Origin of the sequence: Streptomyces sp. NPDC015661 (assembly GCF_043077765.1) — a bacterium.
In the GTDB taxonomy this organism is placed as follows: domain Bacteria; phylum Actinomycetota; class Actinomycetes; order Streptomycetales; family Streptomycetaceae; genus Streptomyces.
In genome coordinates, this window is the sequence record NZ_JBIBST010000004.1 from 224,159 (window position 1) to 242,601 (window position 18,443).

An 18,443-nucleotide genomic window follows, 5' to 3' on the forward strand; every position below is an offset into this window, starting at 1 on the left:
GGATATACAGAACGACGGACGTGTAGATCTCACCCGAAGGGGAGCCCGCCTGTGAGACAGCGCCTGACGATTCCACGCCTGATCGGATCCCTGCTCCTGTTCGCCACCGCCGGAGTCGGCTGCGGCGAGGCCGCCGCCGACAGCGACAGCGCCGACGGCAAGGCGCCCGGCCGGGCCGCCGCCGAGCCCGAGGTGCGCCCGCTCGGCCGGATCGTGCCCGTACCCGCCTCCGTCACCCCCGAGGGCGAGCCCTACACCCTCACCACCACCACCCGCATCGGCGTCGACGAGACCTCCGGCGAGTCCCGGGCCATCGGCCGCTACCTCGCCGGACTCCTCCGCCCCGCCACCGGCTTCCCGCTGCCCGTCGTCGACGACAGCGCCGCCGGACGCGGCATCCGGCTCCGCCTCGACCCCGACGAGACCGCCCTCGGCGAGGAGGGCTACCGGCTCCGCTCCGCACCCGAGGGCCTCACCCTCACCGCCCGCGAACCCGCCGGCCTCTTCCGGGGCGTCCAGACCCTCCGCCAGCAGCTGCCCTCCGCCGTCGAACACAAGAGCGTCCAGCCCGGCCCCTGGAAGATCGCCGGCGGCACCGTCACCGACACCCCGCGCTACGCCTACCGGGGCGCCATGCTCGACGTCGCCCGCCACTTCTTCACCGTCGACGAGGTGAAGCGGTACATCGACCAGCTCGCCCTCTACAAGGTGAACACCCTCCACCTGCACCTCTCCGACGACCAGGGCTGGCGCATCGCCGTCGACTCCTGGCCCCGGCTCACCACCTACGGCGGCTCCACCGAGGTCGGCGGCGGCCCCGGCGGCTTCTACACCAAGGCCCAGTACCAGGAGATCGTGGAGTACGCCGCCTCCCGCTACCAGGAGGTGGTCCCCGAGATCGACATGCCGGGCCACACCAACGCCGCGCTCGCGTCCTACGCCGACCTGACCTGCGACGGCGTTGCCCCGCCGCTCTACACGGGCACCAAGGTCGGCTTCAGCTCCCTGTGCGTGCCGAAGCCCGTCACGTACGACTTCGTGGACGACGTGATCCGCGAGATCGCCGCCCTCACCCCCGGCCGCTACCTCCACATCGGCGGCGACGAGGCCCACTCCACCAGCCACGAGGACTACGTGGCCTTCATGGACAAGGTCCAGCCGATCGTCGCCAAGTACGGCAAGACCGTCGTCGGCTGGCACCAGCTGACCGGCGCCACCCCCGCGAAGGGCGCCCTCGTCCAGTACTGGGGCCTCGACCGCACCCCCGCCGCCGAGAAGGAACGGGTCGCGGCCGCCGCCCGCAACGGCACCGGCCTGATCCTCTCGCCCGCGGACCGCACCTACCTCGACATGAAGTACACCAAGGACACCCCCCTCGGCCTGGCCTGGGCCGGCTACGTCGAGGTCCGCAGGTCGTACGACTGGAACCCGGCGACCTACCTGGCGGGCGCCCCGGAGAGCGCCGTCCGCGGCGTCGAGGCCCCCCTGTGGACCGAGACCCTCGCCTCCACCGGAGACCTCGACGTCATGGCCTTCCCGCGGCTCCCGGGCGTGGCGGAACTGGGCTGGTCCCCGGCCTCCACCCACGACTGGGACACCTACAAGGAACGCCTGGCGGAACAGGCCCCGAGGTTCGACGCCCTCGGCATCCCGTACTACCGCTCACCGCAGGTGCCCTGGCCGGCGGAGTAGCAGCCGGTACGCAGACGCGAAGCTGTTGGCCAACGCCCTGGACGGCTGAGACGACGACGGGCCCCGGCGGAGGACCGTACTCCGCCGGGGCCCGTGTCGGTTCCGGGAGGGTCAGGCGAAGCGGGCGATCGGGTTCACCAGGTCGCCGACCAGCTGGAGGGCCGCCGACGGGTCCGCCAGGTCGACCATCTGCTTGTTGTTGCGGAGCTGGAGGCGGTTCAGGGCCGACAGCGCGAAGGTCTCCGCGAACATGTCGTACTGGGCGAAGCGGTCCGACAGGGCCGGGTTCGCGCGCTGGTAGCCCTTCACGCACTCCGCCACCGTGCGCCAGAAGTCGTCCTCGTCCAGGACGCCCTCCGCCGCCAGGGTCGCGCCCAGGAAGCGGAAGAAGCAGTCGAAGACGTCCGTGAACACCGAGAGGACCTTCATGTCCTCCGGGACCTCGGCGCGGATGCGCTCCACCGCCGGCGGGAGGACCGCCGACGGGTCCATCACGCAGATCTCCTCCGCGATGTCCTTGAAGACCGCCCGGGCCACCGCGCCCCGCTCGTCCAGGACGAGGATCACGTTCTCGCCGTGCGGCATGTAGACCAGGTCGTACGCGTAGAAGCAGTGCAGGATCGGCAGCAGGTACGCGTCCAGGTACCGGCGGAGCCACGCCGTCGGCTCCAGGCCCGACTCCTTGACCAGCGCACCCGCGAACGACGCCCCCGTGTGGTCCACGTGCAGCAGCGAGGCCATCGTCGCCAGGCGCTCCCCCTCGGCGAGGGTCGGCACCGGGGACTCGCGCCAGAGCGCGGCCAGCATCTTGCGGTAGGGGGAGTAGCGGTCGGTGGCGGCCTCGTACTCCAGGTGCCGGTAGCCGATCGCCGCCCGCTCGCGGATGATCGAGAAGCGGGCCGCCTTCAGCGTGGCGTCCGACTCGATCAGACCGTGGAGCCAGTCGTTGATCGCCGGAGTGGCCTCCATGTACGCGGCCGAAAGGCCCCGCATGAAGCCCATGTTGAGGACGGAGAGGGCCGTCTTCACGTAGTGCTTCGCCGGGTCCGATGCGTTGAAGAAGGTACGGATCGACTGCTGCGCCAGGTACGCGTCGTCGCCCTCGCCCAGGTACACCAGGCGCTGCTGCGCGACCTCGGCGGCGAAGGTGACGGAGAGCTTGTTCCACCACTGCCAGGGGTGGGCCGGCACGAGGAGGTAGTCCGCCGGGTCCAGGCCCCGGGCGGCCAGGGTCGCGGCGAACCGGTCCACCGCCACGTCGCCCAGCTCGGCACGGATGAACGACTCGTACGCGATGTCCGCGCCCGCCGTGAACGTGGTCCGGTCGCGGTGCGCGGCCAGCCAGATCAGATGGATCTCGCTCGCGGTCTCGGGGGCGTACGCGCGGTACTCGTCGACTCCGAAGCCCAGTCGGCCGTTGTTGGCCACGAAGCAGGGGTGGCCCTCGGTCATCCCGGTCTCGATCGCCTGGAAGCCGGCGCGGGCCAGCTCGGCGGAGGTCACGGGCGGCTTCGTCGCCTTGTAGGCGGTACCGGCCAGGGTGGAGGAGATCTCCTCCAGGTAGACCGGCAGGATCTCGTCGCTCAGGCCGAGGGAGCCGCGGAGTTCGGTGATGAATGCCAGGGCGTCCAGGGGGAGTTGTTCCTCCCCGCGGTGCCGGCTGATCGAATCCGGGTAGACCTGCCAGTGGTCCAGCGCGAAGCGGTCGGCGGTGAAGCGGTACTCGGTGGTGCCGTCGTCGCTGAGGACCTGGTAGCGGCTCTCGCCCAGTTCCTGGGGGTTGAGGAGCCGCTCGTGGGCGAACTCGGCGAGGCCCTTGCGGATCAGGGCGCGGTTGGCGGCGGCCCAGCGCTCGGGGGTGAGGTGTGCGACGGGGTTCATATGGCGGCTCCGACGGCGGTCTCGAACTGGGCGCGGGTGCAGAAGCTCAGCAGGGCCTTCTTCTCGGGCTTCTGGATCTCGCGCTCGGGCACGAAGCCGACGGCCTCGTTGAGCGCGTGCACGGCCTTGTTGCGGACGTCGGGCTCGACGACCACGCGGGCGGTCGCCGGGTCGGCGAACAGCTCCGCCATCACGGCGGTGATGACCGTACGCGTGAAGCCGTGGACCGGGGTGTCGGTCGGTGCGACGAGGAAGTGCATCCCCACGTCGCCGGGCCGCGCCTCGTACAGCCCGACGAGCTCGACCCGGGCGGGGTCGTACCGCTCCATCAGGAAGGCGGGCTCCCCGTCGACCAGGCCGATGTACGCGTCGTGGTGCGGGTGGGCGGCGATCGCCATGTACTCGCGCTCGACGTCCTGGAGCTTCGCGTCCTGCATCATCCAGAACGTGGCCTTGGGGTGGGTGACCCAGGGGTGGATCAGCTCGGCGTCCTTCAGGGGGTCGAGCGGGCGGATCTTGATGCTCATGCGGCGAACTCCTGGAACGCGATCGTCTTCTCCACCGGGTAGTACTCGGAACCCAGCATCTCCCTGATGATGTACGCGTTGCGGTACGGGCCCATACCCAGGTCCGGCGACGTGATCGAGTGGGTGTGCACGCCGGCGTTCTGCAGGAAGATCCCGCGGCCGGTGGTGTCGATCGCGTAGTTGCGGGCCACGTCGAAGCGGCCCCGGCCGTCGTAGCGGAGGCGGTCCTCGACCGGCTTCAGGAAGGCGGGGACGGCGTACTTGTAGCCGGTGGCGAGGATCAGGCCCTCGGTCTCGACCGTGAAGTCCTTCTCCTGCTCCTGCTGGCGGAAGCCGAGCGTGTACGTGCCCGTCGTGGAGTCGTACGCGGCCGTGTTCAGGGACGCGTTGGTGAGCAGGCGGGTGGGGACCGGGCCGTTCAGGTTCTTCTGGTAGAGCAGGTCGAAGATGGCGTCGATCAGCTCGCCGTCGATGCCCTTGAAGAGGCCCTTCTGTTCGGTCTCCAGGCGGTACCGGGTCTGCTCGGGCAGCGCGTGGAAGTAGTCCACGTACTCCGGGGAGGTCATCTCCAGGGTGAGCTTGGTGTATTCGAGGGGGAAGAAGCGGGGGGAGCGGGTCACCCAGTTCAGCCGGTAGCCGTGGGTGTCGATCTCGCTCAGGAGGTCGTAGTAGATCTCCGCCGCGCTCTGGCCGCTGCCGACCAGCGTGATCGACTTCTTCTTCTGCAGCTGCTCCTTGTGCGGGAGGTAGCGAGAGTTGTGGATCAGGTCGCCGCCGAGGTCCCGGCAGGTCTCGGGGACGTACGGCGGGGTGCCGGTGCCGAGGACGATCCGGCGCGAGTGGAACGTTTCTCCGGCTTCCGTGCCGACCGCGTACAGCTCGGTCTTCTCGTCGTACGCGACCGAGGCGACCGTCGTGGAGAAGCGGATCGACGTGAGTTTCCCGGCGGCCCAGCGGCAGTAGTCGTTGTACTCGGTCCGCAGCGGGTAGAAGTTCTCGCGGATGTAGAACGAGTAGAGCCGGCCCTTCTCCTTCAGGTAGTTGAGGAAGGAGTACGGCGAGGTCGGGTCCGCGAGGGTGACCAGGTCCGACATGAACGGGGTCTGGAGGTGGGCGCCTTCGAGGAACATCCCCGAGTGCCACTCGAAGTCCGGCTTGGACTCCAGGAAGACGCCGTTCAGCTCGGCGATGGGCTCGGTCAGGCAGGCGAGTCCGAGGTTGAACGGACCGAGCCCGATCCCGATGAAGTCGTACGGCTCAGGCGTGGACAAGGTTCTCTCCCAGGTACTGCTCGGCGTGGCCGGCTATCAGATCGAGGACGGCGGCGATGTCGGCCGCGCTGGTCTCGGGGTTGAGCAAGGTGAACTTGAGGTACTGGCGGCCGTCGACCTTGGTGCCGGCGACGACGGCCTCGCCGGAGGCGAACAGGGCCTTGCGGGCGTGCAGGTTGGCCCGGTCGACGTCCTCGGGGGAGGCGTCGGCCCCGGGGACGTAGCGGTAGACGAGGGTGGAGAGCTGCGGCTCGACCACGACGTCGTAGCGCGGGTCGGCGGCGAGCAGCGCGTGGCCCTCGCGGGCCAGGTCGCAGACCTCGTCGAAGAGCTCGCCGACGCCGTCGGCGCCCATCACGCGCAGGGTCATCCAGAGCTTGAGCGCGTCGAAGCGGCGGGTGGTCTGGAGGGATTTGTCGACCTGGTTGGGAATCTGCTCGGCGAGCGTCCGGCGGGGGTTGAGGTAGTCCGCGTGGTAGGTCGCGTGGCGCAGGGTGGCGCCGTCGCGGACCAGGACGGCGGAGGAACTCACCGGCTGGAAGAAGGACTTGTGGTAGTCGACGGTGACGGAGTCGGCGTGCTCGATGCCGTCCAGGAGGTGGCGGCGGGTCCGGGAGGCGAGCAGCCCGCAGCCGTAGGCGGCGTCGACGTGCATCCAGGCGCCGTACTCGGCGGCGAGGGCGGCGATCTCGGGCAGCGGGTCGATGGAGCCGAAGTCGGTGGTGCCGGCGGTGGCGACGATCGCCATCGGGACGAGGCCCTCGGCGCGGCAGGCCTCCAGCTCGGCGGCGAGGACGACGGACTGCATCCGCTTGTTCCGGTCGACCGGGACGGCGACGACGGCCTCGCGGCCGAGGCCGAGCAGCTGGGCGGACTTCTGGACGCTGAAGTGGCTGCACTCGGAGGAGAAGATCCGCAGCTTCGACAGGTCGGTGCAGCCGGCCTCCTCGCGGGCGAGGAGCAGGGCCTGGAGGTTGGACTGGGTGCCGCCGCTGGTGAAGACGCCGTCGGCGAGCGGGCCGAGGCCGATGCGGCCGGTGGTCCAGTCGATCAGTTTCCGCTCGATGAGGGTGCCGCCGGCGCTCTGGTCCCAGGTGTCGAGGGAGGAGTTGACGGCGGAGAGGACGGCCTCGCCGAGGACGGCGGGGATGACCACCGGACAGTTGAGGTGCCCGAGGTAGCGGGGGTGGTGGAAGTAGACGGCGTCGCGGAGGTAGACGCTCTCCAGCTCGTCGAGGGCGGCGGAGGGGTCGCCGAGCGGACGGTCGAGGTCGACGGCGTCGACGACGGGGGCGAGCTCGGCGGGGGTGATGCCGGTGAACGGACCGCGTGCCGTGGCGAGTTTCCTCGCCACCCGCTCGACTCCTTCGGTGACGGAGCGTCGGTATGACTCCGCCGTCGTGTCGTTGAGCAGGTGGGAGCGCATGTGGGGGCCCTTCCGGGAGCGGACTCGGTCGGTCTTGGTTAGGTTAGCCTAACCTAACCAAGACGCACAACGGCCCCCCGACCCGATGAGGTTGGGGGGCCGTCGGCCCTGTGGGGGGTTCCAGTGGCTACGCCGCGTCCTGGGCCGTCTCGTCCGGGACCTCGCGCAGGGCGTCCTCGGACAGGCCCTTGCGCCAGTAGCCGACGAACGTGACCCGGCGCCGGTCGAGCCCCCGCTCCCGTACGAAGTGGCGGCGCAGCGCCTTCACCGAGCCGGACTCGCCCGCGATCCAGACGTACGGGGCCTTCCCGGGCAGCTCGACGCCGGACACCGCGTCCACGGCGGACGGCGCCCCCTCCTCGCGAACGAGCCAGGTGACCGTGGCGTCCGCCTCGGTCGCGAGCTCCGTCCGGTCGCCGGAGAACGGCACCTCCAGGAACACCTGGGCGCGGGTCTCGGCCGGCAGCCACTCCAGGATCGCGGAGGCGGCGGGGAGGGCCGTCTCGTCGGCCCAGATCAGTACGGAGTCGGCGTCCTCGGACAGTTGGAAGCGGACGCCGGTGTTCTCGGCGACCGCCGGGCCCAGGACGACCACCCGGTCGCCGGGCTCGGCGCGGCCCGCCCAGCGGCAGGCCGGTCCGACGCCCGCCGCGCCGGCGGCTGATGTCTCGGCGTGGAGGGCGAAGTCGATGTCGACCTCGTTCACGGGGACCGTGCGCTGCGCGCGGACGGTGTACGAGCGCATCACGGCCCGCTCGTCGTCGGGCATCGCGCGCCAGGCGCCCAGGATCGCGTACATGTCCGGGTTGTCCAGGGGTGGCAGCACCGGCGCTTTCTGGCCGGGATGCGGCAGGAAGAGCGAGAGCGACTGGTCGCGGCCCCCGGCGGCGAAGTTCTTCAGGTCGTCGCCGGTGAAGGTGATCCGGACCAGGGAAGGGCCGAGTCGCCTGGTCCGGTCGACCTGGAGGGAGAAGAACTGGAAGGGGGCGGTCTCGGCGTTCGTCATGAAAACAAAGGTTAGCCTAACCTCATCTTGATCAATAGGGGGCGATTCTGCGCTAGGGTCTGGCTGAATTTGGAGAGGGGGCTCCTCGTTTCGGCGACGGCGTGACGCCTCTCCGCGTGCGTTGCCACAGAACGAAGGAGATCCATGGCCGACGCTATGGTCGAGAGGGCCCAGCGCTTCATCAACTCGACCTACAACAACGGGGCGATGCTGGGCATATCCAAGCTGGACGAGGACGGCAAGACCGGCTGGACGGTCATGTACGCCCTCACCCGGGCCCTCCAGTACGAGATGGGCCTCACCAGCCTGTCGAACGCCTTCGGGCCCACCACGCTGTCCACGCTGCAGTCGAAGTACCCGAGCCTCAACGCCTCCACGATGCCGTCGGCGAACTTCTGCCGCATCATCCAGTCCGCCCTGTACTGCAAGGGCTACGACGGCGGCGAGATCGACGGCATCTACAACAGCCGGGTCCAGAGCGCCGTGGCACAGCTCAAGCTCCACATGGGCGTGGACGGCGCCTACCCGGGCACGTCCCTGGAGCCGAAGGTCGTCAAGGGCCTTCTCAACATGGACGCCTACGTCAGCACCGCCGGTGCCAACGAGCAGATCCGCACCGTCCAGCGCTGGCTGAACGCGCGCTACGTGAACCGCCGGGACTTCTACATCATCCCGTGCGACGGCCACCACTCGCGCGACGTCGCCAAGTCCATGCTGTTCGCCATCCAGTACGAGCTGGGCATGGCGGACGGCGTCGCCAACGGCAACTTCGGCCCCGGCACCCAGTCCGGCCTGAAGTCCCACACCGTCGGCCTGGGCAACAGCAGCACCTGGGCGTACCTGTTCACGGCCGCCATGGTCCTCAACAAGCGCAACGTCATCTTCGGCGAGTTCACCGGCGGGGTCCAGAGCGAGGTCGAGAGCTTCCAGGCCTTCTCGATGCTGCCGGTCACCGGCGTCGGCGACTACTCCACCTGGTCCTCGCTGCTCGTCTCGTACGGCGACCAGACCCGCAAGGGCAGCGCCTGCGACTGCGTCACCAAGATCACGCCGGAGCGCGCCCAGACCCTCGTCAACGCGGGCTACACGTACGTCGGCCGCTACCTCTACAACCCGTCGAAGACCAGCCTGCCGGAGAAGCAGATCCAGCCGGGCGAGCTCGAGACCATCAAGGCGTACGGGCTCCGCTGCTTCCCGATCTACCAGACGTTCTCCGACTCGGCGAGCTACTTCAAGTACGGCCAGGGCTGCGTCGACGCGTCCAACGCCGTCGAGTGGGCCAAGGCGCACGGCTTCAAGCCGGGCTCGATCATCTACTTCGCCGTCGACTACGACGCCATGGACGGCGAGGTCACCGACTTCATCCTCCCGCACTTCCGCGGCATCTCCCGCACGGTCACCGAGAACTCGGGCTACCGGGTCGGCGTCTACGGCCCCCGCAACATCTGCCAGCGCGTCACCGACGCCGGGTACGCCGAGACCGCCTTCGTCTCCGACATGTCGGCCGGCTTCTCCGGAAACCTCGGCTACCCGCTGCCGACGAAGTGGGCCTTCGACCAGATCTCCACGATCACGGTCGGCTCCGGCACCGGCGCCATCAACATCGACAACGACATGGCCTCCGGCCGGGACCAGGGTCAGAACGACTTCTACCCGCCGGCGGGCATCGTCTCCGGCCTGGACAAGGACTTCGACAAGACCAAGTACCGGGCGTCCATGCTCGCGGACGTCCAGTCCTACCTCACCTCCATCGGCGTCCCGGAGACGGGCGGCGAGGGCTGGGTCGACGACGACTGGGTCACCTACGGGATCAACAGCACCACCGAGGCCTTCGACGCGGTCCTCAGCTACGACTGGCTGTTCACCAACCTCGCCAGGACGCTCAAGATCCGCAAGGCGCTCATCCAGGCCCCCGTCCTGTGGGAGCTGCGCAAGCTGAACCCGCTCGACCCGCTCGCCGACGAGGCCGTGCAGGCCGGCCTGAAGGAGGACTGCAGCACGGGCTGGGGCCAGATCTTCGCCTGGGTGACCATCGAGGCCCGGAACTACTGCATCCAGCAGGGCTACCTCAACGCGACCCCGCTGACCACCGCCGACAAGAAGGCGGTCTGGGACCAGCTCTACCAGGACGTCGAGTACAACCTCCGCTCCGTCGCGTACCTCACGATGTACAACTCCTACCAGCTGGGCATTCCCTCGCCGTCGCTGACCACCAGCCTCGCCGACACGCAGGCGCTGCTCGCCCGGTACAACGGCACCAACAGCGACGCCCAGCAGTACGGGCAGCAGCTCATCGGCCTGTACCAGGTCCTGGAGAACTACAACGCGCTCTGCCGCGTCTAGCGGCCCCCACCGATCGCGAAGAATGTGCACATGAGGAAGCTGCTCGTGCCGGCCGGGGTGAACCTGCTGCTCGGCGTGCCGGGAATCGTTCCGGTCTTCCTGGTCTGGTACGTCCTGGCCAACGGGCCGCTCGCCGCCCTCGGGTGGACGACACGGGACCCGAACGAGAACGACGGCATGTGGCTGTGGCTGGTCGTCCTCGTCCCGGTCGTCGGGCTCTACGGCCTCGTCTGGGGCCTGGTGAACGTGCGCCTCAGGCGCCGGACACCGGTCCCGAGGTCCGTGTACTGGCCGGTGTGCGCGGCGGCTTCCCTGGTGCCCTTCTTCGCGATCGGGCTGTTCTGACGAAGACTTGAGAGGAGAACGAAGCACATGCAGCAGAAGATGACGCGGCGTACGGTCGTGCGGACCGCCGCCGTCGTGGGCGCGGCCGCCGCCCTCGGCCCGGTCCTGTCCGCCACCGCCTCGGCCGCGCCGAACCCCGGCGCCGCCACGGCCGCCGTCGCGGGGACCCGGAAGCCCAAGCGCCCGGCGACGTCCGCCAACGGCTGGACGATCCAGACCAACGTCGACCGCGACTCCCAGGTGTGGACGCGCTCGGTGTCCGGCACCGGCCTCGACGTGCCGGTGTGGATCGGCGACGTCGAGACCGTCCTGCTCCACGTGGTGCGCCGCTTCCACTACGAGGTGGAGGAGCTCCACACCGGAGACCTCGTCGGCTGGCGTCCCGCCAAGGAGGTGCGCCGCCGCCACCCGGAGTCGAACCTCGCGTCCGGCACCGCGGTGCGGATCCGCCCCGGCATCGGTGCGACGCAGGGGTCGCTGTTCCCGCTCCAGCTCGACACCGTCCGCTCCATCCTCGCGGACTGCGGCGGCGTGGTCCGGTGGGGCGGTGACGACAAGCCGGTGGACGAGTCCCTCTTCTACATCGCCGTCGGCCCGCTCGACACGCGGCTCGTCGACCTGGCCGCCCGGATCCGCGAGTGGAACGCCACTCCGGGCCAGGGCGCCGGAGTGACGGCCGGCTAGCAGGGCACAGAGAAGGGGCGCGCGGCTCGGGCCGCGCGCCCCTTCTTCTTCTCTCCTCGTCCGGTCAGGCGGGCAGGCCGAGTTCGCGGGCGATCAGCATCCGCTGGACCTCGCTGGTGCCCTCGCCGATCTCCAGGATCTTCGAGTCGCGCCACATGCGGGCGACCGGGTACTCGTTCATGAAGCCGTAGCCGCCGTGGATCTGGGTCGCCTCGCGGGCGTTGTCCACGGCCACCGTGGAGGAGTACAGCTTCGCGATCGCCGCCTCCTTCTTGAAGGACTCGCCGAGCACGAGCCGCGAGGCCGCGTCCCGCCAGCCGATCCGGGCCATGTGCGCCTTCATCTCCATGTCGGCGATCTTGAACTGGACGGCCTGGTAGGTGCTGATCGGCGAGCCGAAGGCGTGACGTTCCTTCGCGTACTTCACCGACTCGTCCACACAGCCCTGCGCGAGGCCCGTCGCGAGCGCCGCGATCGCGACCCGGCCCTCGTCCAGGATCCGCAGGAACTGCGCGTACCCCCGGCCCTCCTCGCCGAGCAGGTTCTCCACGGGGACGCGGACGTCGTCGAAGGAGAGCTCACGGGTGTCCGAGGCGTTCCAGCCGACCTTGGAGTACGGGGCGGCGACCGTGAAGCCCGGGGTGCCGGACGGCACGATGATCGAGGAGATCAGCGGACGGCCGTCGTCCTTGCGGCCGGTGACCGCCGTGACCGTCACCAGACCCGTGATGTCCGTACCGGAGTTGGTGATGAAGCACTTCGAACCGTTGATGACCCAGTGGTCGCCGTCGCGGACGGCCGTCGTCCGGGTGCCGCCGGCGTCACTGCCCGCCCCCGGCTCGGTCAGACCGAACGCGCCGAGCATCTCGCCGGAGCACAGCTTCGGCAGCCACTCCCGCTTCTGCTCCTCCGTACCGAAGCGGAAGACCGGCATCGCGCCCAGCGAGACGCCCGCCTCCAGGGTGATGGCCACGGAGGAGTCGACGCGGGCCAGCTCCTCCAGGGCGATCCCGAGCGCCAGGTAGTCGCCGCCCATGCCGCCGTACTCCTCGGGGAACGGCAGCCCGAACAGGCCCATGCGGCCCATCTCGCGGACGATCTCGTACGGGAACTCGTGCCGCTCGTAGAAGTCGCCGATCTTCGGCGCCACGACGTCGTGCGCGAACTCCTCGACGGTACGGCGGAGTTCCTCGTGCTCTTCGGTGAGCCGGTGGTCGAGGGACATGTCTTTCGTCACTCCTTGTGGGAGAGGGCGCGGACGGTACGGGAAGGGCTGGGCCGGCCCAGCTGTTCGGCCATCCACACGCTCGTGGCGGTGAGGGCGGCCAGATCGACCCCGGTCTCGATGCCGAGACCGTCGAGCATCCACACGAGGTCCTCGGTGGCGAGATTTCCGGTCGCGCTCTTCGCGTACGGGCAGCCGCCGAGGCCGCCGGCGGAGGCGTCGACCGTGGTCACCCCGTGGCGCAGGGCCGCGAGGGTGTTGGACAGGGCCTGCCCGTACGTGTCGTGGAAGTGCACGGCGATACGGGAGGTGGGAACCCCGGCCTCGTTCAGTTCCCGGAGGAGCCGGGTGACGTGGCCCGGGGTCGCGACGCCGATGGTGTCGCCGAGGCTCAGCTCGTCGCAGCCCATGTCGGCGAGGGCCTTCGTGACCCGGACGACCTGCTCGACGGGGACGGCTCCCTCCCAGGGGTCGCCGAAGCACATCGAGAGGTAGCCGCGGACCTTCAGACCGGCCTCTATGGCCCGGGTGACGGTCGGCGCGAACATCGCGAGCGCCTCGTCGACGGTCCGGTTCAGGTTGGCCTTCGCGAAGGACTCGGTCGCCGAGGCGAACACCGCGACCTCACGGGCGCCGAGGGCGAGGGCCCGGTCGAGACCGCGCTCGTTCGGCACGAGGACGGGGAGCCGCACGGGGAGGTCCCGCACGCGCGGGAACAGCTCCTCGGCGTCGGCGAGCTGCGGCACCCACTTCGGGTGCACGAAGCTCGTCGCCTCGACGGTCGTCAGGCCCGCGGCGGCGAGCCGCCGCACGAACTCGGCCTTCACCTCGGTCGGGACGGCCGTCTTCTCGTTCTGCAGCCCGTCCCGGGCACCGACCTCGTGGATCCGGACCCGGGCGGGGAGCCCGGGGTCCCGGACGGTCATCGGCAGACTCATTCCGCGGCCTCCTCGTGCGGCGTCACCACGGCCAGGATCTGGTCCATGGCGACGGTGGTGCCGGGCGTGACGTCCAGCTCGGTGACGGTGCCGGCGTGCGGGGCGGAGATGACGTGCTCCATCTTCATCGCCTCGACCACGAGCAGGCTCTGCCCGGCCTCCACCTCGTCCCCGACGGCCACCTTCACGACGGTGACGGTGCCGGGCATCGGCGCGGCGAGGGTGTCGGCACCGCCGTGCCGGGCACCGCTCAGCGCGGCCTCCACGGGGTCGTGGTCCATGACGTGCCAGGAGTCACCGTCACGGCCGAGCCAGTCGCCCGCGCGGTGGAAGGTGTGGGTGATGCCGTCCACGGTCACGGTGACGTCGGTGTCCGTGACCCGGGACCCGGTGGGTGCCTCCCCCGTCACGGGTTCGAGTCCCGGTACCCGGAACGGGAAGGCGAGCGGCTTCGCGGTGCCGCCGAGGCGGAAGCCGTTCGGCACCGAGAACGGGTCCGTCCAGCCGTCCCGGGGCACCGGGGCCAGCTCCGCGCGCCGCACGGCGGCCGCCGCCGCGTACACCTCCTCCGGGACGCCCACCGGGACCAGGCTCTCCGCGTCCCGCTCCACCAGGCCCGTGTCCATGGCCCCGGACACCACGTCCGGGTGGGCCAGCAGCCTCCGGAGGAAGCCCGCGTTCGTCGGGACGCCCAGGGTGACCAGGTCGGCGAGGGCCGCGCGGAGCTTCCGCAGGGCCGTCGGCCGGTCGGCCGCGTGGACGATGACCTTCGACAGCATCGGGTCGTAGAGGGACGAGACCTCCGCGCCCTCCGAGAGGCCCGAGTCCGTGCGGACGCCGTTGCCCCGCGGCTCGTTCAGCGCGAGGACCGTGCCGCCCGAGGGCAGGAAGCCGCGCGAGGGGTCCTCGGCGCAGATGCGGGCCTCGATCGCCCAGCCGTCGAGCCGGACGTCGTCCTGGCCGAAGCCGAGCGGCTCACCGGCGGCGACCCGCAGCTGCCACTCCACCAGGTCGAGCCCGGTGATCAGCTCGGTCACGGGGTGCTCGACCTGGAGACGGGTGTTCATCTCCATGAAGTAGTACGCGGACGGGTCGCCGCCCGGGACGATGAACTCGACCGTTCCCGCGCCGACATAGCCGCAGGACCGGGCGGCCTCCACGGCCGCCGCGCCCATCGCCGCGCGGGTCGTCTCGTCGAGGAGGACGCTCGGTGCCTCCTCGATGATCTTCTGGTGGCGGCGCTGGAGCGAGCACTCGCGCTCGCCCAGGTGCACCACGTTCCCGTGGGCGTCCGCCAGGACCTGGATCTCGATGTGCCGGGGCCGGTCGATCCACCGCTCCACGAGCAGCGTGTCGTCGCCGAAGGACGCCCGCGCCTCCCGGCGGGCCGCCGCGATCTCCTCGTCCAGGACCGCCAGGTCCCGCACCAGGCGCATGCCCTTGCCGCCGCCGCCCGCGCTGGGCTTCAGCAGGACGGGGGCGCCCAGTTCACGGGCCGCGGCGGCGATCTCCGGGTCGGCCGCGCCGGGCACGACGGGGACGCCCGCGGCCTGCACGGTCTCCTTGGCGCGGATCTTGTCGCCCATGAGGGCGATCGCCTCGGCGGAGGGCCCGATGAAGACGAGCCCCGCCTCGGCGCACGCGCGCGCGAAGCCCGCGTTCTCCGCGAGGAACCCGTAGCCGGGGTGGACGGCCTGCGCCCCGGTCCGCTTCGCCGCGTCGAGCAGCGCGGGGACGGACAGGTACGACTCGGCGGCCGCCGGCGGGCCGATCCGTACCGCCGTGTCCGCCTCCCGTACGTGCCGGGCGTCGGCGTCCGCGTCGCTGTAGACGGCCACCGAGCGCACGCCCATCTCGCGCAGGGTGCGGATGACGCGGACGGCGATCTCGCCCCGGTTGGCCACGAGGACGGTGTCGAACATGCTCTGCATCTCCTGGGGGCCCCTCACATCCGGAAGACGCCGAACTGGGGGTCACCCAGGGGCGCGTTGGCACAGGCGGTCAGGGCGAGGCCGAGGACCTGCCGGGTCTCCAGCGGGTCGATGACGCCGTCGTCCCACAGCCGGGCGGTCGCGTAGTAGGCGTTGCCCTGGCTCTCGTACTGCTCGCGGATCGGGGCCTTGAAGGCCTCTTCCTCCTCGGCGCTCCACTCGTCGCCGAGCTGGTCGCGCTTGACGGTCGCGAGGACGGACGCGGCCTGCTCGCCGCCCATGACCGAGATCTTGGCGTTGGGCCACATCCACAGGAAGCGGGGGGAGTACGCCCGGCCGCACATCGAGTAGTTGCCCGCGCCGTACGAACCGCCGACGACGACCGTCAGCTTCGGCACCCGGGTGGTGGCCACGGCCGTGACCATCTTGGCGCCGTGCTTGGCGATGCCGCCGTGCTCGTACGCCTTGCCCACCATGAAGCCGGTGATGTTCTGCAGGAAGACGAGCGGGATCCCGCGCTGGTCGCACAGCTCGATGAAGTGCGCGCCCTTCTGGGCGGACTCGGCGAACAGGATGCCGTTGTTGGCGACGATGCCGACCGGGTGGCCGTGGATCCGGGCGAAGCCGGTGACCAGCGTCTGCCCGTACTCGGACTTGAACTCCTGGAAGCGGGAGCCGTCCACGACCCGGGCGATCACCTCGCGCACGTCGTACGGGGTGCGGGAGTCCACCGGCACCGCGCCGTACAGACCGTACGGGTCGACCTTCGGCTCCTCGGCCGGCTCGACCGACCAGGGCAGCGGGCCGCGCTCGGGGAGCGTGGCGACGATGTTCCGGACGATCCGCAGCGCGTGGGCGTCGTCCTCGGCCAGGTGGTCGGTGACGCCGGAGATCCGGGAGTGGACCTCCCCGCCGCCGAGCTCCTCGGCCGTGACGACCTCGCCGGTCGCCGCCTTCACCAGGGGAGGACCGCCCAGGAAGATCGTGCCCTGGTTCCGTACGATCACGGCCTCGTCGCTCATCGCCGGGACGTACGCGCCGCCGGCCGTGCACGAGCCCATGACGGCCGCGATCTGCGGGATGCCCGCGCCGGACATCCGGGCCTGGTTGTAGAAGATCCGGCCGAAGTGCTCCCGGTCCGGGAAGACCTCGTCCTGCATCGGCAGGAACGCGCCGCCCGAGTCGACCAGGTAGAGGCAGGGGAGACGATTCTCCAGCGCCACCTCCTGGGCGCGCAGGTGCTTCTTCACCGTCATCGGGTAGTACGTGCCGCCCTTGACGGTCGCGTCGTTCGCGACGATCACGCACTCGCGGCCGGAGACCCGGCCGATGCCCGCGATGACGCCGGCCGCCGGGGCCTGGTCGCCGTACATGCCGTTCGCCGCGAGCGGCGCCAGCTCCAGGAAGGGCGAGCCCGGGTCGAGGAGTGTGTCCACCCGGTCCCGCGGCAGCAGCTTGCCGCGCGCGGTGTGCCGTGCCCTGGACTTCTCACCGCCGCCCAGGGCGGCCGCCGCGAGCTTGGCGCGCAGGGTCGCCGCCAGCTCGTGATGGGCCGCCTCGTTGGCCTGCCAGGCCGCGGACGCGGGATCCGCCGCGCTCGTCAGCACAGGTGCCTGCTGCATCCCTCGAGCTCCCTTGCTCGGTTAATGAGCGTTAACGTATGTCGCCCAGGTTAACGACCGCTAACCGGGTTGTCTAGAATCGAATCCATGACCACCAGCCCGACGCGGATGGACGCGCCGACCCGCCGCGAGCAGATCCTCAAGGAGGCCGCCCGCCTCTTCGCCGAGCGCGGCTTCCACGGCGTGGGCGTGGACGAGATAGGGGCGGCGGTCGGCATCAGCGGCCCCGGCCTCTACCGCCACTTCCCCGGGAAGGACGCGATGCTCGCCGAGCTCCTGGTGGGCATCAGCGAGCGGCTGCTGTCCGGCGGACGCCTGCGCGTGGCCGAGGCCGACGGGGACCCGCGCGTCCTCCTCGGCTCCCTCATCGACGGGCACATCGACTTCGCCCTCGACGACCGGCCGCTCATCACCCTCCACGACCGCGAGCTCGACCGGCTGAAGGACGAGGACCGCAAGCGGGTCCGGCAGCTCCAGCGGCAGTACGTCGAGCTGTGGGTCGCGGTCGTCCGCGAGCTGTACCCCGACGCGGGGGAGTCCGAGTCCCGCACGGCCGTCCACGCCGTCTTCGGCCTCCTCAACTCGACCCCGCACCTGGCCGCGCTCGGCCGCCGCCCCATGGAGGACCTGCTGCGGAAGCTGGCGCACGGGGCGTTCGGGGCGCTGGGCGGGTAGCGGCGGGGCGGCCGTCCCGTCCCGGTGCGGAACGCGGCCCTCCCGGTCCACGGGCCGGAACGGGTTGCCCATCGCCTCCGGGGCTCGGCCAGAATGAACCCCATGCCGATACTCAGCCGCCCCGCCCTCGTCGAGCACCTCGTCCGCACCCGGATCGCGGGAGACGTCGCCACGCCGCGCGACAACAACCTCTCCCACTACCGCAAGCTCGCCAACGGCGACCGGCACTACTGGCTCGGCCTCGAACTCGGCGACCGCTGGACCGACGAGCAGGACGTGCTCGCCGTCATGGCCGAGCGGTGCGGCGTCGTCGACGACCCCGCGCACCGGGCCGGCCAGGACACCATCGACCCCGAGCTCACCGTCGACGGCCTCGACCGGATGGCCGCCCGGCTCCGCAAGGCCGCCGCCGGCCGTGAGCGGGTCCTCTTCGCGACCGGGCACCCCGGCTCGCTCATCGACGTCCACAGCCGGGTCGCGGCCGCGCTGCGCGCCCAGGGCTGCGACATCGTCCGGATCCCCGGCGGGCTCGTCGCCGACGAGGGGTACGTCGTGCAGTTCGCCGACGTCGCCGTCTTCGAGCGCGGCGCGAGCCTGTGGCACACCCACTCCCCGGAGCCGATGAACGCGATCCTCGACGCGCTCGGCGAGGACGGGCGGCCGGACCTGGTGATCGCGGACCACGGCTGGGCCGGCCGTGCGGGCCAGCGGGGCATCGACTCCGTCGGCTACGCGGACTGCAACGACCCCGCGCTCTTCATCGGCGAGGCCGAGGGCTCGATGCAGGTCACGATCCCCCTGGACGACCACGTCCTGGACCCCCGCTTCTACGAACCCCTGACGGCGTACACCCTGAACGCGGCCGGCCTGGCCTGAT

15 protein-coding genes are annotated in these 18,443 nt (G+C 70.7%); 6 read left to right on the plus strand and 9 right to left on the minus strand.

The genetic code is table 11. The features are described 5' to 3' along the window. The first annotated feature begins 51 nt into the window (after nt 1–51). On the plus strand, nt 52–1,692 hold the full coding sequence (locus tag ACF07V_RS12960) for a beta-N-acetylhexosaminidase (protein ID WP_392153713.1): 1,641 nt from the start codon (nt 52–54) through the stop codon (nt 1,690–1,692). A gap of 111 nt (nt 1,693–1,803) precedes the next feature. Here the strand turns inward: ACF07V_RS12960 and ACF07V_RS12965 are convergent, their stop codons facing one another. The 5 genes from ACF07V_RS12965 to ACF07V_RS12985 all read right to left on the minus strand — a co-directional run bounded on the left by ACF07V_RS12965 (nt 1,804) and on the right by ACF07V_RS12985 (nt 7,803). Beyond that, nucleotides 1,804–3,573, minus strand: coding sequence for an IucA/IucC family protein (locus tag ACF07V_RS12965; RefSeq protein WP_392153715.1), 1,770 nt, complete (start codon nt 3,571–3,573; stop codon nt 1,804–1,806). Then, nucleotides 3,570–4,100 (minus strand): GNAT family N-acetyltransferase, encoded by a 531-nt coding sequence (locus tag ACF07V_RS12970; protein ID WP_392153717.1) that lies wholly within the window; start codon nt 4,098–4,100, stop codon nt 3,570–3,572. The genes ACF07V_RS12965 and ACF07V_RS12970 overlap by 4 nt, the downstream gene beginning before the upstream one ends. Beyond that, nucleotides 4,097–5,371 (minus strand): lysine N(6)-hydroxylase/L-ornithine N(5)-oxygenase family protein, encoded by a 1,275-nt coding sequence (locus ACF07V_RS12975; RefSeq protein WP_392153718.1) that lies wholly within the window; start codon nt 5,369–5,371, stop codon nt 4,097–4,099. The genes ACF07V_RS12970 and ACF07V_RS12975 overlap by 4 nt, the downstream gene beginning before the upstream one ends. After that, nucleotides 5,358–6,797 (minus strand): pyridoxal phosphate-dependent decarboxylase family protein, encoded by a 1,440-nt coding sequence (locus tag ACF07V_RS12980; RefSeq protein ID WP_392153720.1) that lies wholly within the window; start codon nt 6,795–6,797, stop codon nt 5,358–5,360. Before ACF07V_RS12980 ends, ACF07V_RS12975 begins: the two co-directional genes overlap by 14 nt. 127 nt (nt 6,798–6,924) lie before the next feature. Beyond that, nucleotides 6,925–7,803, minus strand: coding sequence for a siderophore-interacting protein (locus tag ACF07V_RS12985; RefSeq protein WP_392153722.1), 879 nt, complete (start codon nt 7,801–7,803; stop codon nt 6,925–6,927). A 144-nt stretch (nt 7,804–7,947) separates the two neighbouring features. Here ACF07V_RS12985 and ACF07V_RS12990 point away from each other — a divergent pair, with 144 nt between their 5' ends. Genes ACF07V_RS12990 through ACF07V_RS13000 form a run of 3 tightly spaced genes read left to right on the plus strand, consistent with a single transcriptional unit; the run spans nt 7,948 to nt 11,175 of the window. After that, complete coding sequence (locus ACF07V_RS12990; RefSeq protein ID WP_392153724.1) at nt 7,948–10,146, plus strand: glycoside hydrolase domain-containing protein; 2,199 nt, start codon at nt 7,948–7,950, stop codon at nt 10,144–10,146. A gap of 30 nt (nt 10,147–10,176) precedes the next feature. Beyond that, a complete protein-coding gene (locus ACF07V_RS12995; protein WP_392153725.1) occupies nt 10,177–10,491 on the plus strand; it encodes a hypothetical protein in 315 nt (104 codons plus the stop codon). Nucleotides 10,492–10,518: 27 nt separating this feature from the next. Continuing rightward, nucleotides 10,519–11,175 carry a hypothetical protein gene (locus tag ACF07V_RS13000; protein ID WP_392153727.1) on the plus strand — a complete coding sequence of 219 codons (657 nt, stop codon included), beginning with the start codon at nt 10,519–10,521 and terminating at the stop codon, nt 11,173–11,175. Nucleotides 11,176–11,239: 64 nt separating this feature from the next. On the opposite strand, the gene ACF07V_RS13005 is transcribed toward ACF07V_RS13000, so the two are convergent. From ACF07V_RS13005 to ACF07V_RS13020, 4 genes are read right to left on the minus strand one after another with little or no spacing between them, the layout of a single operon-like run. After that, nucleotides 11,240–12,400, minus strand: coding sequence for an acyl-CoA dehydrogenase family protein (locus ACF07V_RS13005; RefSeq protein ID WP_392153729.1), 1,161 nt, complete (start codon nt 12,398–12,400; stop codon nt 11,240–11,242). A gap of 8 nt (nt 12,401–12,408) precedes the next feature. Further along, nucleotides 12,409–13,338, minus strand: coding sequence for a hydroxymethylglutaryl-CoA lyase (locus ACF07V_RS13010; RefSeq protein ID WP_392153731.1), 930 nt, complete (start codon nt 13,336–13,338; stop codon nt 12,409–12,411). After that, nucleotides 13,335–15,260 carry an acetyl/propionyl/methylcrotonyl-CoA carboxylase subunit alpha gene (locus ACF07V_RS13015; protein ID WP_392153732.1) on the minus strand — a complete coding sequence of 642 codons (1,926 nt, stop codon included), beginning with the start codon at nt 15,258–15,260 and terminating at the stop codon, nt 13,335–13,337. Before ACF07V_RS13015 ends, ACF07V_RS13010 begins: the two co-directional genes overlap by 4 nt. 23 nt (nt 15,261–15,283) lie before the next feature. After that, nucleotides 15,284–16,891: a carboxyl transferase domain-containing protein gene (locus tag ACF07V_RS13020; RefSeq protein WP_392153734.1), complete on the minus strand. Its 1,608-nt coding sequence runs from the start codon at nt 16,889–16,891 to the stop codon at nt 15,284–15,286. A gap of 87 nt (nt 16,892–16,978) precedes the next feature. On the opposite strand from ACF07V_RS13020, the gene ACF07V_RS13025 reads away from it, so the two are divergent. Both ACF07V_RS13025 and ACF07V_RS13030 read left to right on the plus strand, forming a co-directional pair. Further along, a complete protein-coding gene (locus ACF07V_RS13025; protein WP_392153736.1) occupies nt 16,979–17,566 on the plus strand; it encodes a TetR/AcrR family transcriptional regulator in 588 nt (195 codons plus the stop codon). Nucleotides 17,567–17,668: 102 nt separating this feature from the next. Further along, a complete protein-coding gene (locus tag ACF07V_RS13030; RefSeq protein ID WP_392153738.1) occupies nt 17,669–18,442 on the plus strand; it encodes a phosphatase in 774 nt (257 codons plus the stop codon). Nucleotide 18,443 lies beyond the last annotated feature (1 nt).

What these genes read in the sequence shown, in the direction of transcription:
- ACF07V_RS12965 (WP_392153715.1), bottom strand. Translation starts at nt 3,573, where the DNA reads ATGAACCCCGTCGCACACCTCACCCCCGAGCGCTGGGCCGCCGCCAAC.
- ACF07V_RS12970 (WP_392153717.1), bottom strand. Translation starts at nt 4,100, where the DNA reads ATGAGCATCAAGATCCGCCCGCTCGACCCCCTGAAGGACGCCGAGCTG.
- ACF07V_RS12980 (WP_392153720.1), bottom strand. Translation starts at nt 6,797, where the DNA reads ATGCGCTCCCACCTGCTCAACGACACGACGGCGGAGTCATACCGACGC.
- ACF07V_RS12985 (WP_392153722.1), bottom strand. Translation starts at nt 7,803, where the DNA reads ATGACGAACGCCGAGACCGCCCCCTTCCAGTTCTTCTCCCTCCAGGTC.
- ACF07V_RS12990 (WP_392153724.1), top strand. Translation starts at nt 7,948, where the DNA reads ATGGCCGACGCTATGGTCGAGAGGGCCCAGCGCTTCATCAACTCGACC.
- ACF07V_RS12995 (WP_392153725.1), top strand. Translation starts at nt 10,177, where the DNA reads ATGAGGAAGCTGCTCGTGCCGGCCGGGGTGAACCTGCTGCTCGGCGTG.
- ACF07V_RS13000 (WP_392153727.1), top strand. Translation starts at nt 10,519, where the DNA reads ATGCAGCAGAAGATGACGCGGCGTACGGTCGTGCGGACCGCCGCCGTC.
- ACF07V_RS13005 (WP_392153729.1), bottom strand. Translation starts at nt 12,400, where the DNA reads ATGTCCCTCGACCACCGGCTCACCGAAGAGCACGAGGAACTCCGCCGT.
- ACF07V_RS13010 (WP_392153731.1), bottom strand. Translation starts at nt 13,338, where the DNA reads ATGAGTCTGCCGATGACCGTCCGGGACCCCGGGCTCCCCGCCCGGGTC.
- ACF07V_RS13015 (WP_392153732.1), bottom strand. Translation starts at nt 15,260, where the DNA reads ATGTTCGACACCGTCCTCGTGGCCAACCGGGGCGAGATCGCCGTCCGC.
- ACF07V_RS13020 (WP_392153734.1), bottom strand. Translation starts at nt 16,891, where the DNA reads ATGCAGCAGGCACCTGTGCTGACGAGCGCGGCGGATCCCGCGTCCGCG.
- ACF07V_RS13025 (WP_392153736.1), top strand. Translation starts at nt 16,979, where the DNA reads ATGACCACCAGCCCGACGCGGATGGACGCGCCGACCCGCCGCGAGCAG.
- ACF07V_RS13030 (WP_392153738.1), top strand. Translation starts at nt 17,669, where the DNA reads ATGCCGATACTCAGCCGCCCCGCCCTCGTCGAGCACCTCGTCCGCACC.